Raw genomic sequence first — 19,643 nt, 5'->3', positions numbered from 1 at the left:
TTGTTGTAGCAAAAATTTAATAATCTCTAGAATGCTAGTTGCGATCGCACTTTCAATAAACAGGAATTTGACAAGGGTATTTTCTACCACAGGTGAGACTCAAAAATTCTCAAGGGCCTGTACCCTTGGCAATGGAGATCACAGAACCACTTCACCGAACAACCTCGATGCAAATTCAAACACCAGACTGGGTTAAACACGCGGTTTTTTATCAAATTTTCCCCGATCGCTTCGCCAAATCTAAAACGCCACCTCATCGATTTTTGCAGCACGATCGCTGGGAAGACTGGCAGGCAACCCCAACGCTGCAAGGCTATAAGGGGGGAGACTTGTGGGGAGTCACAGAGAAGTTAGATTATATTCAAGATTTGGGTATCACTGCGATCTATTTCACTCCGATTTTTCAATCAGCCAGCAATCATCGCTACCATACACACGACTATTATCAAGTTGATCCCCTCTTGGGTGGCAATTCAGCATTTCGAGATTTTTTGGATGAGGCTCACCGCCGCGATATCAAAGTGGTGTTAGACGGGGTGTTCAATCATTCGAGTCGGGGGTTTTTCTTCTTTCATGATGTGTTAGAAAACGGGCCGCATTCTCCCTGGGTCAACTGGTTCAAAATCTATAAATGGCCCGTCAATGCCTATAACGGAGAGTTTCCCGCCAACTACGAGGGATGGTTTGGCAATCGAGCGCTGCCCGTGTTTAATCACGACAATCCAGAAGTGCGCGAATATCTGATGGAGATTGCTGAATATTGGCTCAAGTTTGGCATTGATGGTTGGCGGTTGGATGTACCGTTTGAGATCGAAGCTGAGGGATTTTGGCAGGAGTTTCGCGATCGCGTCAAAGCTGTCAATCCGGAAGCCTACATCGTGGGTGAAGTCTGGGGAGATTCTCGACAATGGTTGGATGGGACTCAATTTGATGGTGTGATGAATTATCTGTTTACAGGGCCGACCATCGCATTTACAGCAGGCGATCGGGTGATTCTCGATCAGGTTGAAAGTCGTGATTACAAACCGTATCCGGCTCTATCGGCTTCTCAGTACGCCAAGAAGATTCAAAAGTTGTTAAAACTGTATGATTGGCAGATTCAATTAACTCAGTTAAATCTATTAGCGAGCCATGACACTGCGCGATTACTGACCATTGCCGATGGTGATGTGCCTAGTATTGAGCTTTCTACACTGTTGCTGATGACTTACCCCGGTGCGCCTAGCATTTATTATGGGGATGAAGTGGGTTTGCCGGGCGCGATCGACCCTGATTCTCGTCGCGGTTTTCCAGATCCATCCGAGTGGAACCAGAACCTTCTCACCTATCACCGTCAACTAATTGCCCTGCGTCACGCTCACCCTGCTTTGAGGATTGGCAACTACAAAGTTCTTCATGCCGAAGGAGACGGCTACATCTTTGCCCGCACCCTCGATCAAGAAGTCCTGATCATTGCCGTCAATGTTGGAACTTCTGCACTAAAACTCAGCCTCGATCGCTTCAAAATAGAATTAAAAGCACTGCCCAATAAACTATTGTTTGGGTCGGCTAATCTATCAGAAACAAGCGAGCAACTAGCGATCAATCTCTCCGCCCGCTCAGGCTGTGTGTTGGGTTAGCAATCAAAAATTTCTTCTTTTAGACAGAGATCAGTTGAGGATTTTTCCTGCTTTTAGAAGGATGAGATTGAGGAACCAAATTCATAGAATGATTGCTCGAAAAGATAGTTAACAGGAGTATTTTTATGCCAGAGCAACCCTTTGAAACTGCACAAGCAACCGATCGTTTTCAAGCGGATGATATTGCTGCACAGCGAGACGATGTAGATGAACAAAATACTGGTTTGCCATCGGAAGTGACTGATCAACTGATGGATGGGTCTGATCAAGTCTTTATGGCTGCTTTTAAGAATGCACAGGATGATGGTCTGGGTCGAGAAGCTGCGCTCAGTGTCGCCTGGAATACCATCAAGCAAGGATTTCAGCGTGGTGAGGATGGAAGCTGGCACCGCAAAGAAAAACCAGATGATAATGTATTGAGTTCTGGTACTGAATCCAGCGCCAACTAGATAAAGCGTTGCATTTTTTATGCTGTTTTGGATAGTCGAGGACGGGGGCGTTATTGTACACGTCCCTTCTTTGTTGCAGAAATAATCGCAAAAATAATTGATGTTAGACTATGCAGAATGTATGACCCCTTTAAGCTCCTTCTTATTCTTCTTAAAGTCACAGAGCGGTAATTGCAGAAGTGTTAGCTTAACATTTACTTTTTATGCAAGTTTATGCAAGATTTTAGTCAATTATTGTCCGACAAGGTAGAAACGATCGCTCAATCCTGGATTGATGCTGTCTTTCGAGATGAACAGATCAAAAGTACTGATCATCTTTCCCGCAAGGCAGTCGAAGATCATGTTGCAGACGTGTTAGTCGCGCTCTCAACAGTGTTGGCAAAAACGGAAGTGAGTGATCTAGATACCATTGCAAAAGCCAGCTTTCAACATGGAGCACTCAGAGCAGAACAGGACTTTGATCCGACTGAAGTTGTGCGCGAATATCATCTGCTGCGATCGACGATCGTTGCTCACCTAAAAACCGAGTTACTTCAAGGAACGCCAGATGAACTACTGCGAACCATTTCTCTAATTGATATGGTGGTTGATGCAGCGATTTCTCAGTGCTTTAAAAGCTATGTCGAACAACGACTACAAGAATTAGAGCAGGTGCAAAGTCAATTGATGTTAACCGTTGAAGAACTCAATCGACTGGTACATGTCAATCAAGACAGCCTATCCGTTTTGGCACACGAATTAAAAACGCCGCTTACGTCAATTATTGGCTACTCAGAACTGTTTTTGCGTCAGCAACAGCTCTCTAATGTCCCTTCTAATGTTAGAGATACCGCCCCCAGTCTGAGTCATATTGAACAGGTGTTGCGAAGTGGTCGATTGCTGTTACGTCTAATTAATAGCACGCTGGAGTGGTCACGCTACGAGCCAGGAAAAGTCGCCCTCAAGCAATCAACCGTGGAAGTACGATCGCTAATCCAGACTGTAATCGAGGTGATGCAGCCGCTTGCTGATAATAAAGGGTTACAGCTTTACATTGAGGATGAGTTTGCACCTGATGAAGTCACGATCGATGCGCTCAGACTGCAACAGATTTTAACCAATTTGGTGAGTAATGCAATTCGTTACACTGAGACGGGAGGCATCACGATCAAGGCGCATTCTCTAACCTCTCAGCACTGGTTGTTGAGCGTGACTGATACAGGTTTAGGCATTTCACCAGAAGATCAGAGTCGCTTATTTCAGCCCTTTGCGAGAGCGAGTTTGCCGACAGGATTTCATCCGGCTGACAGTACGGGGTTGGGGTTAGCGATCGTCGATCGATTGGTCAAGTCATTACAAGGTGAAATTAGTCTTGTTTCGGAGCCTGGTAAAGGTTCGACTTTTAAGGTAACGTTTCCGATCGAGGGGGTTTTAGAATCAGACTTATTACCTTCTCAAGCCAAAACTGTTAAATAAGTTCAAGTTCTAATCTATTACAAAATCCCCAATCTCTTAAAGAAATTAGGGATCTGAGGTTTTGTTAAATTAGAAACGAGGGATAAAAGGACTTCCAGTAGTTTAGTGGTGTCAATATCCCCCTACAAAACTCCGAAGCAAGAGCGCTCTATTGAAGTGGCGTTAAGTTAAACAGCTCCTGGTCCTCTGCCACGATCGTCTCTCTCCATTGTCAATTCACCTTCACTACCATCGTTAACTTCGGCGAGTTCGGCGGCGCGGGCAGCTTCCCGTTCTTCTTCTACTTGACGAGCATCTCCGGGCACTTCGTAGTACATTTCTGGCTCGACCGCATAGTTGTTAACCAACCCTTCCTTGTCTACCGTGTAGCCATCTGTCGTGCGGATGCTTTCTGAGTCGGTCTGGTCATCCGTAGGCGCGCTGGCTTCCCGTTCTTCGGTGGGATGTTGTTTATAAAGTTCTCCTTCTCGTTCTTTGCGGGCGGCTGTCTCAGCGGGGACAATCCCACGATCGTAGGTGTCAAATTCGGCGCGCTCAGACGTATCTCTTGCAGTTTTCTTACCAGTTTCGTTAGCCATAATTGATGTCCTCATTAAAGAATAGTAATTGTCGCTCAATGGAAAGATTATGCCTTCTGTAAATTCAAACACACTATCTTGAGAGGGGAGTTATTTAATAAAACTCAGCTTTTTCTCTGTCTTTTGGCGTAGCTTTCAGCAATACTATGGCTTCTAGGGAATGAATATTACAATTAATAAATTACGGCTGAATAAAACATCGAAAAACTAATCATTCCTATCCATAAGACTTACATCTATTGAGAGGTGCGAAGCCTGTCAAGTTCTCTATACACTCACTGTATTGGGACAAACGTAAGAATCGTTTTTACTACATTCACAAGGTAGAAAACGCTTCTAAACGCTGCTCTTTGATTTACTGAAACTAGATTACAGGGAGAAATACTATGCCGAGATTGGTGGGCAAGCGTTCTAATTCTGATTCGACGATCGCTCTATTTCTGTTGCTGGCGATCGCAGCGGGCACCTTTCTAGAATTTGCAGGCTATATCAATTTGATTCAAGGATTTGGGCGAGACGGTCGATATAACTATCAGCCAAGCCGAGTTGAAGAAGTGATTTAACGAGCTTAGTTCAACAGACCGTGAGAGTAACGAATATTCAATCTATTGAAAGGCAAACCAGTCTGCCGCTCGGTCACTTCGAGAAGCTTTTAGTACAAATAGATAAGGAAAAGAGATGCGTAAAGGTAGTGATGTTCTGGGTAAAGTCATAGTTGCTTTTGACACAGGCAAACGAATTGCACGAGTGCAGGATCTCATTTTTGACCAGACTGCCAATCAGCTACTTGGTTTTTTAGTCAGCGAAGGGGGATTGTTTCAGTCGCCACAAGTGGTTTCCTGGCAGAATATACAAGCGATCGGGCCCGATGCGATTGTGATTCCTGATAAAACTGCGATCGTTTCGGCAAAACGAGTTCCTGAAATTCAGTCGGTTTTAGTGAATAAACTGGTGCTGAAAGGAGACCGAATTTTGACGACAGATGGACGCTATTTGGGACTGATTGTTGACCTGTACTTTGATGAACAGAGCGGCACGATCGAGGGTTATGAAGCATCGGGTGGTCTATTTGCAGATGCTTACTCCGGGCGATCGTTTATCCCGGCTCCCAAAACGGTAAATATTGGCGAAGATATTACGTTTGTCCCGCCCGAAACGGCTGATTTGATGGCGGAGCAGGTGGGCGGTATTCGGGGAGCAGTTCAAACCGCTACTAGCCGAATTCAAGAATCCACCGAAGTCGCAACCCAACGCCTTCAATCTGCCGCACAATCTGCCAGCGAGCGCCTACAACAATCTGCCGAAGAGACGAATCATCGACTCAAAGAAGTTGCTCAGACAACCCAACTACAACTTCAAGAAGCCAGCAGTCGCGCCAGCGATCGGTTTGATCAAGGCAGTCAAAGTGCAGCCGCTTCGATCACCAATGCCTTAGTAAGTCCAGAGGCGCAGCTAGAACATGTCGTTGGCAAACTGGTCGATCGTCCGATTTACACATTGGATGGGCTAGTTTTGATGGTTCAAGATCAAGTCGTTACGCTGTCTCTAGCAGAAGAGGCGCAGCGATTGGGTGTATTAGACCAGGTTTATCGAGCCACTAACGGCAGCCTCACAGCAGAAATTAATCGGCAATTACAAGAGTCTACTCAGTCAGCCAGCACCAGACTACAAACCTTATCTCGAAGTGCGATCGCTCAAGGCAGTGAGTTTGCCCAAACCATGATCGAACAAGCCAAAGGTCGGCGGGTTCAGCGAATGGTACGGGACGAAGACGATCGCATTATTGCGGCTCCCGGCCAGATCGTCACGGATCAAATGGTCGATCGCGCCCAATCTCATCGCCAAGAAGCGGCCCTTCTAGAATCTGTTGGCTTGCCTTCGCTGTCAGTTGTGCGTCGTCAGGCAAACGATACTTTTTCTAGTACCGGAACTCAGCTTCGAGAACAAGCGCTGATTGCTCAAGAAAATGTCAGTACGCTGTGGCAACAACTCAAAGAGCAGTTTATGACGCTTCAAAAACGGAGTGAGCGACTACAACACCAACAACGTATCGAATCGGCACTAGGACGACCTGTTACCCGCGTGATTTTAGATCCTCAAGACCAGGTGATCTTGAATGTAGGTGAGATTATTACGCATGAGGCGGTTCGGCGGGCAGATGCAGGCGGCGTTCTCAATATTCTGCTTAACTCTGTCTACAAAGAACACCCGATCATTGCAGAAGCCGAACTTCGAGCCTCTGAGCCAGGAATTGCCGCACTAGAACGACAAATTGAACGAGCCAAGGCACGATCGCACAATTAGGTCAAAACTGCTAAGTCAAGGCAATGTGCAACTTTCTGATCAACGTCCCCCTTTTGAAGATTCCGTGTACAAACAAGTGGATTGCTTCCGTTTGAGTCGGCTTCTGCCCCCTAAATCCCCCACGAGTGAGGGACTTTGAACCCCTGAGAAGTTTCTTTGCATTCTAGAAGCCTTTCTTTCTCAAAGTCCCCCAGAATGGGGGATTTAGGGGGCAGGGGATCTCGGCGATGACAGATCGATCGACTTGTGTGTACACAGTAGCTTTTGAAGAGGGATTAAGGGATCTCTAAACTGTGCCTCCAACGGTACGATTCCCCAACCCCCTTCAAACGGGGCTAGGAAAAAGTTGCACATCGCCTAAGTCAGGAACTCACAACTTAGATTCCCGCAGGTGGGTCGGAATGTTTAAAGGTTCGGCTCACCTTTTGTTTTGTATTGATGTGAATTCTATTGAGTTTTTTCGCTTCGTTGTGAACTGCTTCTGCCCCCCAACCTCCCAATCTGGAAGACTTTCAGACTAGATTTACGGTTCAAAGTTGCTCACTCGTAGGAGATTTAGGGAGCGGCTCGACTTGACAACCGGAGCGAGAGATTTCATCAAATTCACGTTTTATTGGCAAACTTATTCCAAAGAGCGGTGTTTTTGGCGATCGTTTCCCTTTCTCTAGACCGATGTGACTTGGGGTATCCGTAGTGGACGATAGGCCGTAAGACTGACGAAGGGAATGAGACGATGAAACTCAAAGATGTTGTAAAAATTCTCAAAGATACCGTTGCTGAGTGGAGCGAGGATAATGTTCCGCTACTGGCGGCGGCGCTGGCTTATTACACTGTGTTTTCGCTTGCACCCCTGTTGCTGATTGCGATCGCGATTGCCGGGGCCGTCTTTGGTGAAGAGGCCGCAAAAGGTGAACTGATTGGGCAGATTCAAGGATTAGTCGGTTCAGAAGGGGCAGAAGCGATCCAAACGATGATTGCTAATGCAAATAAGCCAGGATCAGGAGGAACGATCGCGACGATTACCGGGGTGGTCTTTTTGCTGTTTGGCGCGTCGGGTGTATTTGGTCAACTGCAAGCCGCACTCAATACCATCTGGGAAGTCAAACCCAAACCAGGGCAAGGAATCGGTAGCTTTCTACAATCTCGATTTTTGTCATTCGCGATGGTGTTGGTGATTGGGTTTCTATTATTAGTTTCCCTTGTGCTCTCAGCAATCTTAGCGGGCATCTCAAATCTGTTTGGCAACTTTGTTCCTAACCTTGTTATTGTCGGTCAGTTGCTTAATTTTGTGATTTCGTTTGGCGTAATTACAATGTTAATTGCAGCAATCTACAAGTTTCTACCGGATGTAAGAGTTCCTTGGAGAAATCTCTGGGTAGGAGCGGGTGTGACAGCGTTGCTGTTTAACATTGGTAAGTTTTTGTTGGGGCTTTATCTGGGAAGTAGCAGTGTTGGCTCGACCTATGGGGCAGCAGGTTCTTTTGTTGTCGTTTTGATCTGGGTGTTTTATTCGGCTCAGATTCTTTTGTTTGGGGCAGAGTTTACGCAGGTTTATTCAAAATATCGAGGGACACCGATCGAACCATCCAAACACGCGGTTCATGTGCCCAAGGTGAATGAGCGCTCAGAGATGAAGATTCAAACAGAACGCCCCAAAAAGCAGTCTCACCTTGGACGGTACGCAGTCGGGCTAGTAGGTTCGATTGTGGCGCTTGCGGGCATTTCTCGTCCAAAGTCACAGCGGAGGCGGCGCGTGCGATAGTTTAGTTGAATCGCTCAACCAAACTGTTTTTTTGCCTGCTCGTACACTTCAACGGTGATTTGGCTGAGACCTGCTTCTTGAGCAAATTTCTCGATTTTTTTACGGGCAGCCGGACGCACAAAAAACGGAATTTCTTTCAGTCGGGCCTCTGCGTCACTTGTCCAAACGATCGCGTCACTCATTTCAACTCTCCCATTCTATGCAGACTATCATTACAGACTTTGCATTCAATCAATCAAATCGTGTAATCGAAACCGCGCAATTTCAAAAATCTCGGTCAACGCTTGCGTGATTTCTAGCTCGAATGAGTGGTGTAATCGTCGATCGAACGCTTCTAAAATAGTCTGCTTTGTATGGTTTTTAACCGCTACGATGAACGGGAAGCCAAATCGATCTTTGTACGCTTGATTAAGCGCTTGAAACTGGTTGTACTCTTCTCGCGTGAGGCGATCTAATCCGACTCCAGACTGCTCTTTGACAGATGCTTCGGCCATTTTTGTTTTGCTGCCCAGGTCAGGATGCGCCTTAATCAGTGTCAATTGTTCGACTTGAGTCATGTCATTTACAACAGCTATCATTTTTTGATGTAAATCGGTCACATCTTTGAAGGGCCGTTGATGCCAAACCTGATGAGCGATCGCAGGCGTATCTTCAAAAATAGCTCCCAATACTTCAACAAATTCGGGTTGACTGAGTTGATTGAGTTGAGCGATCGAGTTCATGTTAACTTCCTCGATAAGTGCTGTAAGACCACGGAGAAGTCAGTAGAGGCACATGGTAATGGAGGGTAGAATCTGCAATGCCAAACTGAATGGGAACGCGATCAAGAAAGGGCACCTCCGGCAACTCATCCCCTTTTTTGGCAAAATAGTCACCCACCCAAAAGACAAGTTCATAGCGTCCTACTTTAAGTTCAGAGTCTGCTAGAAACGGGCGATCGGTGCGTCCATCAGCATTCGTTACCAGGGTTTTGAGGTGTGTTTTTTGGGATAGAGATTCGATTGCCCACAGTTCGATCGTCAGGTTTGCGGCGGGGCATCCGTGGGCGGTATCCAGAACGTGAGTTGTTAGTTTACCAGTCATAGTGATTTTTGCGCTCAACGCATTGGGCCAGCTAGAATCGTATTTGAGATCGCTTTCATAATGTTAGAACCATCTTCTTGCTTGAGTTCTTGATACCATTCTTGTGTTTTTTCTGGATCTTTGCCATGTGTCATGTCTGATCGCTTCCTGGCTTTTAAGACGACATCAGAAGTACGTCCTTTGCGTTCTGATTCGTATCTGAGTAAAGCATCCTCTACGCTAATATTTGTGGTAATGAGATAGCGCGTAACGACTTCAGCATCCTCTATCGCTTGACAGCCACCTTGCCCCAAATCAGGAGCCGTACTGTGTGCCGCATCGCCCAATAACACGACTCGTCCTTTGGCCAACCGCTCTAACGGATCAACATCATGAATCTCAACTCGATTGGTACGCAACGGATCTAAGCGCTGGATCAAGGTTTGTACAGGAGTCGCCCAGCCTTTAAAGAAGTCCATCAGTTCGGTTTGATGCTGTTCGGGTTGGCTGACGGTGCCCTTGGGAAGTGGGACATCAAAAAAGAAATAGAAGCGATCGCCGCCCACAGGCATCATCGAAGCGCGTTTGTGTTCACCGACATAGATTGCCCAACTGTCTTTGGGTGCCAAATCTTCGCTAATCGGAACTAGCCCATTCCAGTTGACATAGCCGACGTAGCGCCGTTCTGTAGGATGCCCTAACACGTATTGCCGAACGGTGGAATGAGTGCCATCTGCGCCAATTAATACATCGCCAGTCACGCGCTGGCCGTCTTCAAAAATCGCGGTTACCTGGTCGGCATTTTGTTCGACGGCAACTAGTTTGGCATTGAGTTGCACATTTTCTGCCCCAAACGCATCTAATAGCATCTGTTGCAGATCGGTACGAGCAACGGGGTAAGGGCGCTGTCCGACAGTATTGATCAACGGTGCCAAACTAAAATCGGTCAGCAACTCACCCGTCTGGCTGAAGTATTGCATTCGATCCATCTGTCCGCCGATGCTGGCGATCTCTTTACCCAGACCCAGACGATTCAGGACTTTGACCCCGTTTGACCAGAGAGAAATTCCGGCTCCAGCGGGACGCAGTTCTTTGACGCGATCGAAGATCTCAACCTGATAACCCACCTGCCGCAAGGCAATCCCCGTCGCCAAGCCGCCCATTCCCGCCCCGATAATGATCGCTTTGAGATGATTCATAGTGATGTGAGAAGACGACTAATTTGAATAAGGTATACAGTATACTTTCTGCGAAGGCACGGCAAATTACTGTGATTTTAGCGACAAACGGTCACGCGATCGCTGCACACAGCTACCTGGCACAAATTCAGAAATTCACACTTTTTTAAAGTCTTGCTTAAACACTAGAACTCATCAGGCAAACCACACCTAACGCTTGAGCTTGATATCCCCCTATTTTGGAGATTCAATCATGCAACGAGTTCTAGTATTTAGCCTATCGATTCCTTGTGATTTATTGCAAGTTGCCATTGTCGTATACAGAACTGGCAGACCTCAGCCGCAGTTAGCGATCGTCGGAACATAGTTCCAGTCCAGAAGCAGCTTTTTCTTCAGCCTTCATTTAACTTTCATCACAATGGAAATTCACAATGGCTCTTACACGACGGCATTTTGTGGCAGGGACGGTCACGATCGCAACTGGACTCACGATGCAACTCACTGCTCAGTCCGCAAAACCTGGAACATCAACCGCAAAGGATTGCATCTTCATCTGCAACGAAGACTCTAATACTCTCTCTGTCATTAACCCTTTAACAAATCAAGTCGAAACGACAATCAACTTGACGAGTTTTGATGAAGATCCGCGTCCGCCCTTTCGGTTTGTCACAGGTGGAGTCATGCCAACGCAAGCTGCAATGATCGCTAAACCGCTTTATCATGGCGCAATTCACATTCATGGCTCGGCTCCTTCACCCGATTCGCAACTGTTGGCAGTGACAGGTCGAGGAACCAGCAATCTCTATCTGATTGATGTCGAAACCAAACGAGTGATTGGCAATCGAGCTAATTCCTTTACAGCACCAGACAAAGCCGTGAATTCGGACTGGTTATCCAGCGGTCTTTTGTTAGGTCGTGAACCCCATGAACCCACGTTTACTCGAAATGGCAAAGAACTTTGGGTGGCGCTGCGAGGTGAAAATCGGATTGCGATCGTAGAAGTCAAAGCGGCTCTAACTGCACTACAACAAGGCATCACAGCGGGGGGCGTGAGACAGTATATTCAAACGCTCAACGGCCCTGCACAAATCTGGTTTTCACAAGAAGGTCAAACTGCTTTTGTCATTTCTCAAAAAGTGCCGTTGATCGAGGTGTTTGACGTGAATCCGGATGGCAATGGGTTGAGCCGTCCCAAGCTAAAAATGCGCCTGGATAACCGTGAATACGATCGCTTTGGCTTTACTCCATTTCAGAAAACTACGCCAAACGGTCAAGAAATTTGGTTTTCTCATAAACTTGCCGATACGATTTCAGTGCGAGAAACCAATGGTTCCTATCGGGTTTTGGATGTTTTTGCTTTGGGCGATCGTGCTCGTCCCAATCATTTAGAATTCGTTGAAAACGCTCAAGGAAAAGTCGCTTATGTCACACTTGCACGAGTGGATGATGACAGTTTGAGGGGCATTGCATCGAGTCAGGTTGTCATTATTGATCGATCGCAGCCTGCTGGAAAACGGCAAGTTATTGGTACATTTTTCACCCACGGACGAGAGGCGCATGGGCTGTGGACAAATCCGGAGAATACTCGTCTCTATATCGCCCATGAACAGGATGAGTTGCCGGGTACACCTGCGGCGGGACAAGCCGTCTGCACTGTCTTTGATGTGTCAAAACCCCACAAACCAGCCTTCATCGCTCAGATCCCATTAGGTGAATTAACACTGCCCTCTGGTAAGTTACGCAACAAGAAAAGTATCAATCTTGTTTATGTGCGTCCGGGAACTTCTAGCCAAACTGCTGGATGATTTGGAGGTTTATCATGATTCGTCATTGTTTTTTTCAAGGTCTTTTCCAACGTCTTTTTCAACTCTTAGCGATCGCGCTCATCTTGTTAAAACTCCAACCATTTCCAGCACTTGCCGATGAGTTAAGTCACCCTCATTTTCGACATTCCAAAACTTCTAGCCAAGTTAGTCAATTTGTAGCTTTCTCCAAAGCGATGGAGGTTGGGATGAAAAAAATGATGACCGAAATGCATCAGATTGACACAATAGGCGAACCAGATATTAACTTTCTCGTGATGATGATTCCACATCATGAAGGGGCTGTAGAGATGGCGCGGCTTGTTCTACTCTACGGAAGAGATCCGCTTGTTCGTCAACTTGCTGGAGAAATTATCGCTTCACAACAAGTGGAAGTTGCCGCAATGCAGGCTCGGTTACTGATGCTCAAAAAAGGTGAGAACTTAGAGCCAGACGATTTCCCAGCAATTCATGGAACACGCGGAATGGCAATGCTAGATTCGTTATCTTACTAATTGCGATCGCGTTATTAAATGGATTCATTTTGAACATTGCAGATGACAGATTCACAGATTTTTAAAGTTTCTCCTTCAATCTAAAGTTAGACAGCAATTCTCATGTTCTGTCGCTAAATTGCCCAGGAATTAATGATGATGAAACCAATGCAGCTAGTTGAATCTTACAGGACATATGGAGGAAGCTTGAGTGATGGACTTTCCACTAACATTGCCAAACAGCCTTTCCAAGATCCAGTATTTGAGTCGGGCATCTCTGCTTTTAGACGCAGTAGTTTTAGTCTAGGGAACCAGGGGAATGACAGTCTCTCTGGCGGACGAGGTAGAGACTTTCTTTTAGGAGAAGCAGGCAATGACCAATTAGATGGTGGAAACGGCAATGATGTTTTGATTGGTGGACTTGGCAATGACAGTCTACTAGGTGGAAAAGGGCGTGACATTCTTTTTGGTGGTGAAGGAATTGACACGCTGACGGGGGGCAATGGCAGAGATCGGTTTGTGATAGCTGGCAACGTTTTTTCTGGAGGAACACCAGTCCTTGTTGGCACCACTGGCATTCAAGCTCTCAACACTCCTGATATCATCACCGACTATCAGATTGGGAGCGATCAGTTTACTTTCAAAGGGAGCGACCTCGGTATTGATCAGATCAATCTTCAAAAAGGTATTACTTCAGAGATCGCGGGTGATGGTAACTTCATTGTGATGCTTGACCCATTTCCCAATGCTGCGTCTGCTGCAAGCGCGATCGCAGCAAATAATGCCATCACAGCGACTGAAGGGGTATTTGTTTATTTCAACACAACCCTTGGAATTAACCGCCTCGTCTACTCTCAAGATCTTGGCAACGGTGGAACGATTAGTGTCCTTGCCAATCTCACCAATCAGGCTGGAGATGCAGGGCTGCAAAGCTTAAACAGCTACTCTAGTAGAGATTTTAGCCTGTTCTAAACGTTCTGTCTTGATCGCATCTGAGGGGTAGCGATTGAGTTACCTCTCAGCTTTTTGCGTTTTGAATATTCGCTTTCCCTTCGACAAAATTTTCTGTACATTCACAGATTTTTAAAGTTCGTTTAGGAACATCAGAGTGAACGATTCAAAGCTGAACAAAGGAGACAAATTCCATGACTCGAACGGTAGCAATCGACTCAACGAGACGAACAACGAGTGCCTTCAAACAGCTTATGTCCTTACACTGGATCATGGCAGCTTGTTTTCTGCTGGTATACCTCACTGGCGCGATCGTGGCTCGGCTTCAGACAGGAGCGTTTTATACTGGCCCAAAAGGACTGCTCTCTTTTTTACACCAATCGATCGGAGTTTTGGTGATGATGTTACTCATTGCTCGGGTTTCTCTGCTCATTCGGGTTGTCTGGAGCAAATACTCGCGACGTTTACCCACTCCTACAGACAATTGGATACTTAAGTTTATCCTGCACACTGTTCTCTATGGGTTCATGTTAGTTGCTCCCATAACGGGCTTTCTGATTGCAAACTCTTACGGCAGTCAGGTGCCTTTCTTCGGACTTGCAACGGTCACTCCCATCTTTACCAAAAACAACGCAGTGGTTGAAACTGCTAGAAGCCTACATTTTTGGCTTTCCTATCTGTTTCTTGCTTGCATCATTTTGCACATTCTGGCGCATTGGAACATCGTCCGTAGCAGTGGGCAGCGGATTCAAACTACGATATCTAAGATGCGGTTCCATCACAAATAAACCTATGGCTGCTACAACTGTTTTGCTGGTTGATGATGATACGAACCTGTGTGAAACCATACAGCTTTATGTGGAGCGGGAAGGATGGCGCTGTTTGGTGTCACACAACGGCACAGATGGCACGGCTCAAGTTCAGCGTTTTCATCCAGATTTGGTTGTGTTAGACATTATGCTGCCAGATTTGAATGGATTTCAAGTGTGTCAAGCTTTGCGTAAAGCAGACTGCTTTGTTCCGATTTTGATGTTGACCGCACGCGCTGATGAAAGCGATCGCGTTCATGGTTTAGCAAGTGGTGCTGATGATTATCTGACTAAGCCCTTTAGCGTTAAAGAACTGATTGCGCGGGTTAGAGCGCTGCTAAGACGCAGCTATAGCGTTGGCTATCGGGATGTGCGACGAGCGCGGGGAATTGTGATCGATCGCGACCAGCGGCAGGCATTTCTAAATGGCGAATTACTTGATTTGCGCGGTAGAGAGTTTGATCTGTTGGCACAGCTAGTTAATTCTCCTGGACGGGCTTATAGCCGCGAACAACTGCTAGAACACATTTGGGGCTATGACTTTGAGGGGGATGTCCGAGTCGTCGATGTTTATATTCGGAAGCTGCGGGAAAAAATTGAGCTAGACTCGGCACACCCAAGTTATCTACAGACGGTTTGGGGGGTAGGCTATCGCTTTGTCGTGGGGGAAGTATGAAACCGTGGCAGAGTGTCTCCACTCGTTTAACACTCACGCTGCTAACGGTGACATTAGGCAGTCTCATTGGGCTGTCTTGGATATTGGATTCAGCCCTAAAGCAATTTTTTGTTCAGGATGCTCAGGCGAGTTTAGAGCGACAGTCAACCGTATTAGCAGCCCAACTTTCGGCGCAGCCAGGATCGTCACTCGCTCGTCAATTATCTGACCTTACCAGCCAACAGCAGAAAGTTCAGGTAATAATTCTTGACCCATCTGCAAACGCGCAAGTCATGAGCCAGGGAGTCGCAGATTCAAGCGCGATCGAGCTTCCTTCAGACCCTATTACTAAAGCGCTGGCAGGTTCACCTCAAGCTGGGGAGTTTTGGGTCGCGGTCGATGCCCAGTATCCTTGGTGGCTTTACAGTACGGCTCCGATTAAACGGGGCGATCAAATCATTGGTGCAGTCTATGTGGCGATGCCGCTCAAACGACCAAGGCAGTTTGCTGAACAAGTGAAAGGTATTGTGATGGGAATCACTATTGCAGCGACAGCGATCGCTATCACGACCGGACTTCTGCTATCGCGTACTGTGACACGCCCCCTGCAAATACTGCACCGTCAAACGCAGCGCCTTGAGGCTGGGGACTATACCGCTCGTTCTTGGCTGAAAGGAAATGATGAACTTGCTCAACTCAGTCATCTGCTAAACCAAATGGCGGACAAACTGGTTGAAACGCTTGCAGCCCTCCAATCTCAAGAAGCAGTGCGTCGAGAATTAGTTGCGAACGTCTCCCACGATTTGAGAACGCCGCTGGCCACATTGCGGATTGGACTAGAAGCCGTGATCGATGGGGTGGTGGATGGTGAAAAAGCACAGCAGTATTTGAAACGCGCTTGCCGCGAAACAGATTATTTATCTCACTTGGTTGAGCAGTTGTTGTTATTGGCAAAAGCAGATGCGGGACAACTTCAGATTCAACCAGAAGCGGTGTCTGTGGTAGCGATCGCCCAAGAATGTTTCTCTCGAATGCAAGCGTCTGCGAATAAAGCAGGACTGGAGCTAAAACTGTGTGTCAAACAAACACCACCAGCCGTGCAAATCGACCCAGCCTTGACAGGGCAAGTCATCATTAATTTACTAGATAATGCGATTAAGTATGCCTCTGATGGAAAGGTTGTTTCTTTGAACATTCTTTCTCCGGTAGAGCAGAATCAGAAATACTATGTTCCTCTCCAAGTCCAAGACTACGGGCACGGAATGGCTGCTGATGCCATTAGTCGCGCAACTGAGCGATTCTACCGAGGAGACAATTCTCGCCCTAGAGGGGGAATGGGGTTGGGATTAGCCATCGCTCAACAAGTCTGTCACTTACAGCACGGAAGTTTGCAGATTAAAAGTGAAATCAATCAGGGAACTGTGATTACATTGTTCTTACCGATCGCAGTGATGGTAAACACTTCTGGTTGATCTCGATCGCGCGGCCGACTGTACTTGTACTAATGCGCTCTAAGGAATTCAAACTCCAGGGACTTATCCACCTGTAAATCTGACGATCGCTCAAAATTGCGCTTACAATAAGATGCTGACCAATACAAGAAAATTTGATGCAGAAAACGTCATCTCTGCCTTCGGCTTTAGTCATTTCTGGGTTTCATGCGCTTTCAGAACCGTTGCGCGTCAGAGTCATCGAGTTGCTGCGAGAACAAGAGCTTTGCGTCTGTGACCTTTGTGAAAGCTTAGAGGTGACTCAATCTAAACTATCGTTTCATCTCAAAGTTTTGAAGGAGGCGCAGCTAGTGCAGGCTCGTCAAGAAGGACGCTGGATTTATTACAGCTTAAATCTGTCGCAGTTTGTTGTCTTAGAGCAATATCTGGCAGAATTTCGTCGCTTCAGCCCAATCCTTCCCGCTCGTGTTTGTCGAGACGACGGTTAATTTACTTTTTTGTTTACATTTTGTCATCAAATATGTGTTGCAGCAGACTTGAAAGAATCAAGTTTATTTGAAACGATCAAGGAGTTCTTCACCAGGGCACTTGAAAGTGAAATTTTTATGATCATCAACTTATCACTTCCAAACAGAACGCTTTTGAGTTTATGTGTCGTGGCGGTCTCCGGCTTAATTGGTTGTAGCCCTTCAAACCCAGCAGCCAATTCTAGTCAGACCCAGACGACTCCGACAGAGGTTGCTAACTCGGCTATCCCAAGTGCCCAAAGCATTCAGATTGACGGATCGAGTACGGTCTTTCCGATTAGTGACGCGATCGCCAAAGACTACAAAAAGTCCAAAGAAAACAGTATCGCGATCAACGTTAAATTTTCTGGAACAACAGGCGGTTTTAGAAAGTTTTGTGCAGGAGAAATCGATATCAGCAACGCCTCTCGTCCGATTTTGAAAGAGGAAATGGAAGCCTGCAACCAAAAAGGAGTGCGATATATTGAGCTTCCTGTAGCGTTTGATGCTTTGACGATCGCTGTGAATCCCCAAAATACTTGGGCACAGGACATCACGATCGCAGAGTTAAACAAAATTTGGGAATCCGATGCACAGGGCAAAATCACCAACTGGAAACAAATTCGAGCGTCCTATCCCGACCGCCCTCTCAAACTATACGGCGCGGGCAAAGATTCGGGAACGTTTGACTACTTTAACGAAGTCACCCACGGAAACCCCAAAGAGAGCCGCACTGACTACACCTCCAGCGAAGACGATAACGAACTTGTCGCAGGCGTGAGCAAAGACCCGAATGCGCTCGGCTATTTTGGATTTTCTTATTACGAAGACAAGCAAAATCAGTTAAAAGCTTTAGCGATCGATTATGGCAAGGGTCAGGGAGCCGTTGCTCCGTCGCGAGAAGCGGTCGAAAAAGCAACCTACCGCCCATTTTCACGTCCCTTGTTTATCTATGTAAATGCGGAGGCAGCGCAGCGAAAACCAGAACTTCAGGAATTTGTTCTCTACTATATTCGCAATGCAAAGCGAGTTTCGGAAGTGGCACAATACATTCCCCTGCCGGATGAAGGGTATCGCCTCAGCGAACTTCACTTCTACCGACTCAAAGTTGGAACGGTGTTTGAAGGGGTTCCGCAGCCAGATTTGACGATCGGAGAACTACTGCGGAAGCAAGCCAGTTTTTAACGTGAATTCGATGAGTCTCCCCCTCGTTCTCTAGTCCGTCAGCCCTGAAAATTAAAATTTATTTTGTCTGAAAGCCCCCCAGAATCGGCAGCTTGGAGGACAGAAGATCGGGGCAACGTCAGCGAAAGAACTCTATTGAGTTGACATTTGAGTTGACGTTTTTTAAGCAGTTAGCGTTCACGATCGCTCTATTTTCCGGCTGCGATCGTGAACAATCAAGCTGTGTTTGATTCAGGATTCAGGATTAATCAAATTTTTTAGATTTGAGATTTCTCAAAAGTTATTGAAATAAGCATTGAGATGATTAAACTAAAGGAATATACTAAATTAACTTGAAATATAGAGACAATTTATCAGGTAACCTCTATGACCGTGCGAGTTGGAATTAATGGGTTTGGCAGAATTGGTCGATTGGATTTACGAGCCGCTTGGGGCTGGCCAGAGATAGAGTTTGTCCATATCAACGAGGTAAAAGGCGGGGCAGAAACAGCAGCCCATCTGCTCAAATTTGATTCTGTACACGGGCGCTGGGCCCCAGAAGTAGAAGCGGGTGACGATCGCATTCTCATTGACAAAACAGCTCTCACCTTCAGCGAATATGCCAAACCCGGCGAGGTGCCCTGGGAAGATTACGGCGTAGATATTGTCTTGGAATGTTCTGGTAAGTTTCGCACTGCTGAAACCCTCGATCCCTACTTTAAGCGCGGGGTTAAGAAAGTGATTGTAGCGGCTCCCGTCAAACAAGGGGCGCTCAACATTGTGATGGGCATCAATGATCACCTCTACCAGCCCAACGAACACCACCTCCTCACCGCAGCATCCTGTACTACAAACTGCCTTGCCCCGGTCGTAAAAGTGATTCATGAAGGGTTGGGGATCAAGCATGGGGTAATTACGACAATCCACGACAACACCAATACCCAAACGATCGTCGATGCTCCCCACAAAGATCTGCGTCGGGCGCGGGCTACTAGCTTATCGCTGATTCCTACTACAACCGGGTCAGCAACCGCGATCGGACTCATCTATCCCGAATTAAACGGCAAGCTCAATGGTTTAGCGGTCAGAGTTCCATTGCTCAATGCGTCGCTGACAGACTGTGTGTTTGAAGTCGTGCGATCGACCAGCGTTGAAGAAGTCAATCAATTGCTAAAAACAGCGGCTGAGGCTTCACTAAATGGCATTTTAGGCTATGAAGAACGGCCCTTGGTGTCGATCGATTACAAAGATGATCCCCGTTCCTCAATTATTGATGCTCTTTCCACAATGGTGGTTAATCAAACTCAGGTAAAAATTCTCGCTTGGTATGACAACGAATGGGGCTACTCCAATCGCATGGTAGAGCTTGCGAGAAAAGTTGCAATCAGCTTGAAATAGGTTTGA

General features: G+C 46.6%; 20 protein-coding genes. 15 read left to right on the top strand and 5 right to left on the bottom strand.

The genetic code is table 11. From position 1 onward, the window contains the following. The first annotated feature begins 167 nt into the window (after positions 1 to 167). The 3 genes from ACKFKH_RS13065 to ACKFKH_RS13055 all read left to right on the top strand — a co-directional run bounded on the left by ACKFKH_RS13065 (position 168) and on the right by ACKFKH_RS13055 (position 3,523). A complete protein-coding gene (locus tag ACKFKH_RS13065; RefSeq protein ID WP_446858739.1) occupies positions 168 to 1,619 on the top strand; it encodes a glycoside hydrolase family 13 protein in 1,452 nt (483 codons plus the stop codon). A gap of 125 nt (positions 1,620 to 1,744) precedes the next feature. After that, the gene (locus ACKFKH_RS13060) at positions 1,745 to 2,068 is read left to right on the top strand and encodes a ChaB family protein (protein ID WP_446858738.1); all 324 of its coding nucleotides are present in this window, start codon (positions 1,745 to 1,747) and stop codon (positions 2,066 to 2,068) included. 213 nt (positions 2,069 to 2,281) lie between these two features. Beyond that, entirely contained in the window at positions 2,282 to 3,523 is a 1,242-nt protein-coding gene (locus ACKFKH_RS13055) for an ATP-binding protein (RefSeq protein WP_446858737.1), read from the top strand. 167 nt (positions 3,524 to 3,690) lie between these two features. On the opposite strand, the gene ACKFKH_RS13050 is transcribed toward ACKFKH_RS13055, so the two are convergent. Continuing rightward, positions 3,691 to 4,101 carry a hypothetical protein gene (locus tag ACKFKH_RS13050; protein WP_446858736.1) on the bottom strand — a complete coding sequence of 137 codons (411 nt, stop codon included), beginning with the start codon at positions 4,099 to 4,101 and terminating at the stop codon, positions 3,691 to 3,693. Positions 4,102 to 4,487: 386 nt separating this feature from the next. On the opposite strand from ACKFKH_RS13050, the gene ACKFKH_RS13045 reads away from it, so the two are divergent. The 3 genes from ACKFKH_RS13045 to ACKFKH_RS13035 all read left to right on the top strand — a co-directional run bounded on the left by ACKFKH_RS13045 (position 4,488) and on the right by ACKFKH_RS13035 (position 8,167). Continuing rightward, positions 4,488 to 4,664 (top strand): hypothetical protein, encoded by a 177-nt coding sequence (locus ACKFKH_RS13045; protein WP_446858735.1) that lies wholly within the window; start codon positions 4,488 to 4,490, stop codon positions 4,662 to 4,664. A 115-nt stretch (positions 4,665 to 4,779) separates the two neighbouring features. Next, on the top strand, positions 4,780 to 6,405 hold the full coding sequence (locus ACKFKH_RS13040; protein WP_446858734.1) for a PRC-barrel domain-containing protein: 1,626 nt from the start codon (positions 4,780 to 4,782) through the stop codon (positions 6,403 to 6,405). Between the two features lie 733 nt (positions 6,406 to 7,138). Continuing rightward, on the top strand, positions 7,139 to 8,167 hold the full coding sequence (locus ACKFKH_RS13035; RefSeq protein WP_446858733.1) for a YihY/virulence factor BrkB family protein: 1,029 nt from the start codon (positions 7,139 to 7,141) through the stop codon (positions 8,165 to 8,167). 14 nt (positions 8,168 to 8,181) lie between these two features. Here ACKFKH_RS13035 and ACKFKH_RS13030 read toward each other — a convergent pair whose 3' ends face one another. From ACKFKH_RS13030 to hpxO, 4 genes are read right to left on the bottom strand one after another with little or no spacing between them, the layout of a single operon-like run. Continuing rightward, entirely contained in the window at positions 8,182 to 8,349 is a 168-nt protein-coding gene (locus tag ACKFKH_RS13030; RefSeq protein ID WP_446858732.1) for a PCP reductase family protein, read from the bottom strand. Between the two features lie 45 nt (positions 8,350 to 8,394). Next, positions 8,395 to 8,889, bottom strand: a complete 495-nt coding sequence (gene uraD / locus ACKFKH_RS13025; RefSeq protein ID WP_446858731.1) for a 2-oxo-4-hydroxy-4-carboxy-5-ureidoimidazoline decarboxylase — start codon at positions 8,887 to 8,889, stop codon at positions 8,395 to 8,397. A 1-nt stretch (position 8,890) separates the two neighbouring features. Continuing rightward, complete coding sequence (uraH, locus tag ACKFKH_RS13020) at positions 8,891 to 9,250, bottom strand: hydroxyisourate hydrolase (RefSeq protein WP_446858730.1); 360 nt, start codon at positions 9,248 to 9,250, stop codon at positions 8,891 to 8,893. A gap of 14 nt (positions 9,251 to 9,264) precedes the next feature. Then, the gene (hpxO, locus tag ACKFKH_RS13015; protein WP_446858729.1) at positions 9,265 to 10,428 is read right to left on the bottom strand and encodes an FAD-dependent urate hydroxylase HpxO; all 1,164 of its coding nucleotides are present in this window, start codon (positions 10,426 to 10,428) and stop codon (positions 9,265 to 9,267) included. 410 nt (positions 10,429 to 10,838) lie between these two features. Between hpxO and ACKFKH_RS13010 the strand changes: the two genes are divergently transcribed. From ACKFKH_RS13010 to ACKFKH_RS12970, 9 genes are all read left to right on the top strand, one after another. Then, entirely contained in the window at positions 10,839 to 12,212 is a 1,374-nt protein-coding gene (locus ACKFKH_RS13010; RefSeq protein ID WP_446858728.1) for a YncE family protein, read from the top strand. Positions 12,213 to 12,226: 14 nt separating this feature from the next. Further along, positions 12,227 to 12,724, top strand: coding sequence for a DUF305 domain-containing protein (locus tag ACKFKH_RS13005; RefSeq protein ID WP_446858727.1), 498 nt, complete (start codon positions 12,227 to 12,229; stop codon positions 12,722 to 12,724). Between the two features lie 135 nt (positions 12,725 to 12,859). Next, positions 12,860 to 13,675: a hypothetical protein gene (locus ACKFKH_RS13000; RefSeq protein ID WP_446858726.1), complete on the top strand. Its 816-nt coding sequence runs from the start codon at positions 12,860 to 12,862 to the stop codon at positions 13,673 to 13,675. A 233-nt stretch (positions 13,676 to 13,908) separates the two neighbouring features. After that, complete coding sequence (locus ACKFKH_RS12995) at positions 13,909 to 14,442, top strand: cytochrome b (RefSeq protein ID WP_446858725.1); 534 nt, start codon at positions 13,909 to 13,911, stop codon at positions 14,440 to 14,442. Between the two features lie 4 nt (positions 14,443 to 14,446). Beyond that, complete coding sequence (locus ACKFKH_RS12990) at positions 14,447 to 15,139, top strand: response regulator transcription factor (RefSeq protein WP_446858724.1); 693 nt, start codon at positions 14,447 to 14,449, stop codon at positions 15,137 to 15,139. Further along, on the top strand, positions 15,136 to 16,590 hold the full coding sequence (locus ACKFKH_RS12985; RefSeq protein ID WP_446858723.1) for an ATP-binding protein: 1,455 nt from the start codon (positions 15,136 to 15,138) through the stop codon (positions 16,588 to 16,590). The genes ACKFKH_RS12990 and ACKFKH_RS12985 overlap by 4 nt, the downstream gene beginning before the upstream one ends. Before the next feature lie 137 nt (positions 16,591 to 16,727). Next, positions 16,728 to 17,057 carry an ArsR/SmtB family transcription factor gene (locus tag ACKFKH_RS12980; protein WP_446858722.1) on the top strand — a complete coding sequence of 110 codons (330 nt, stop codon included), beginning with the start codon at positions 16,728 to 16,730 and terminating at the stop codon, positions 17,055 to 17,057. 153 nt (positions 17,058 to 17,210) lie between these two features. Continuing rightward, positions 17,211 to 18,260 (top strand): PstS family phosphate ABC transporter substrate-binding protein, encoded by a 1,050-nt coding sequence (locus ACKFKH_RS12975; RefSeq protein ID WP_446858721.1) that lies wholly within the window; start codon positions 17,211 to 17,213, stop codon positions 18,258 to 18,260. A 366-nt stretch (positions 18,261 to 18,626) separates the two neighbouring features. Then, positions 18,627 to 19,637, top strand: a complete 1,011-nt coding sequence (locus tag ACKFKH_RS12970) for an ArsJ-associated glyceraldehyde-3-phosphate dehydrogenase (protein WP_446858720.1) — start codon at positions 18,627 to 18,629, stop codon at positions 19,635 to 19,637. Positions 19,638 to 19,643 lie beyond the last annotated feature (6 nt).

This window comes from Phormidesmis sp. 146-20, from assembly GCF_052939475.1.
Note: the sequence above shows the minus strand (reverse complement) of the source record. Positions and strands in the feature narration are given on the sequence as shown.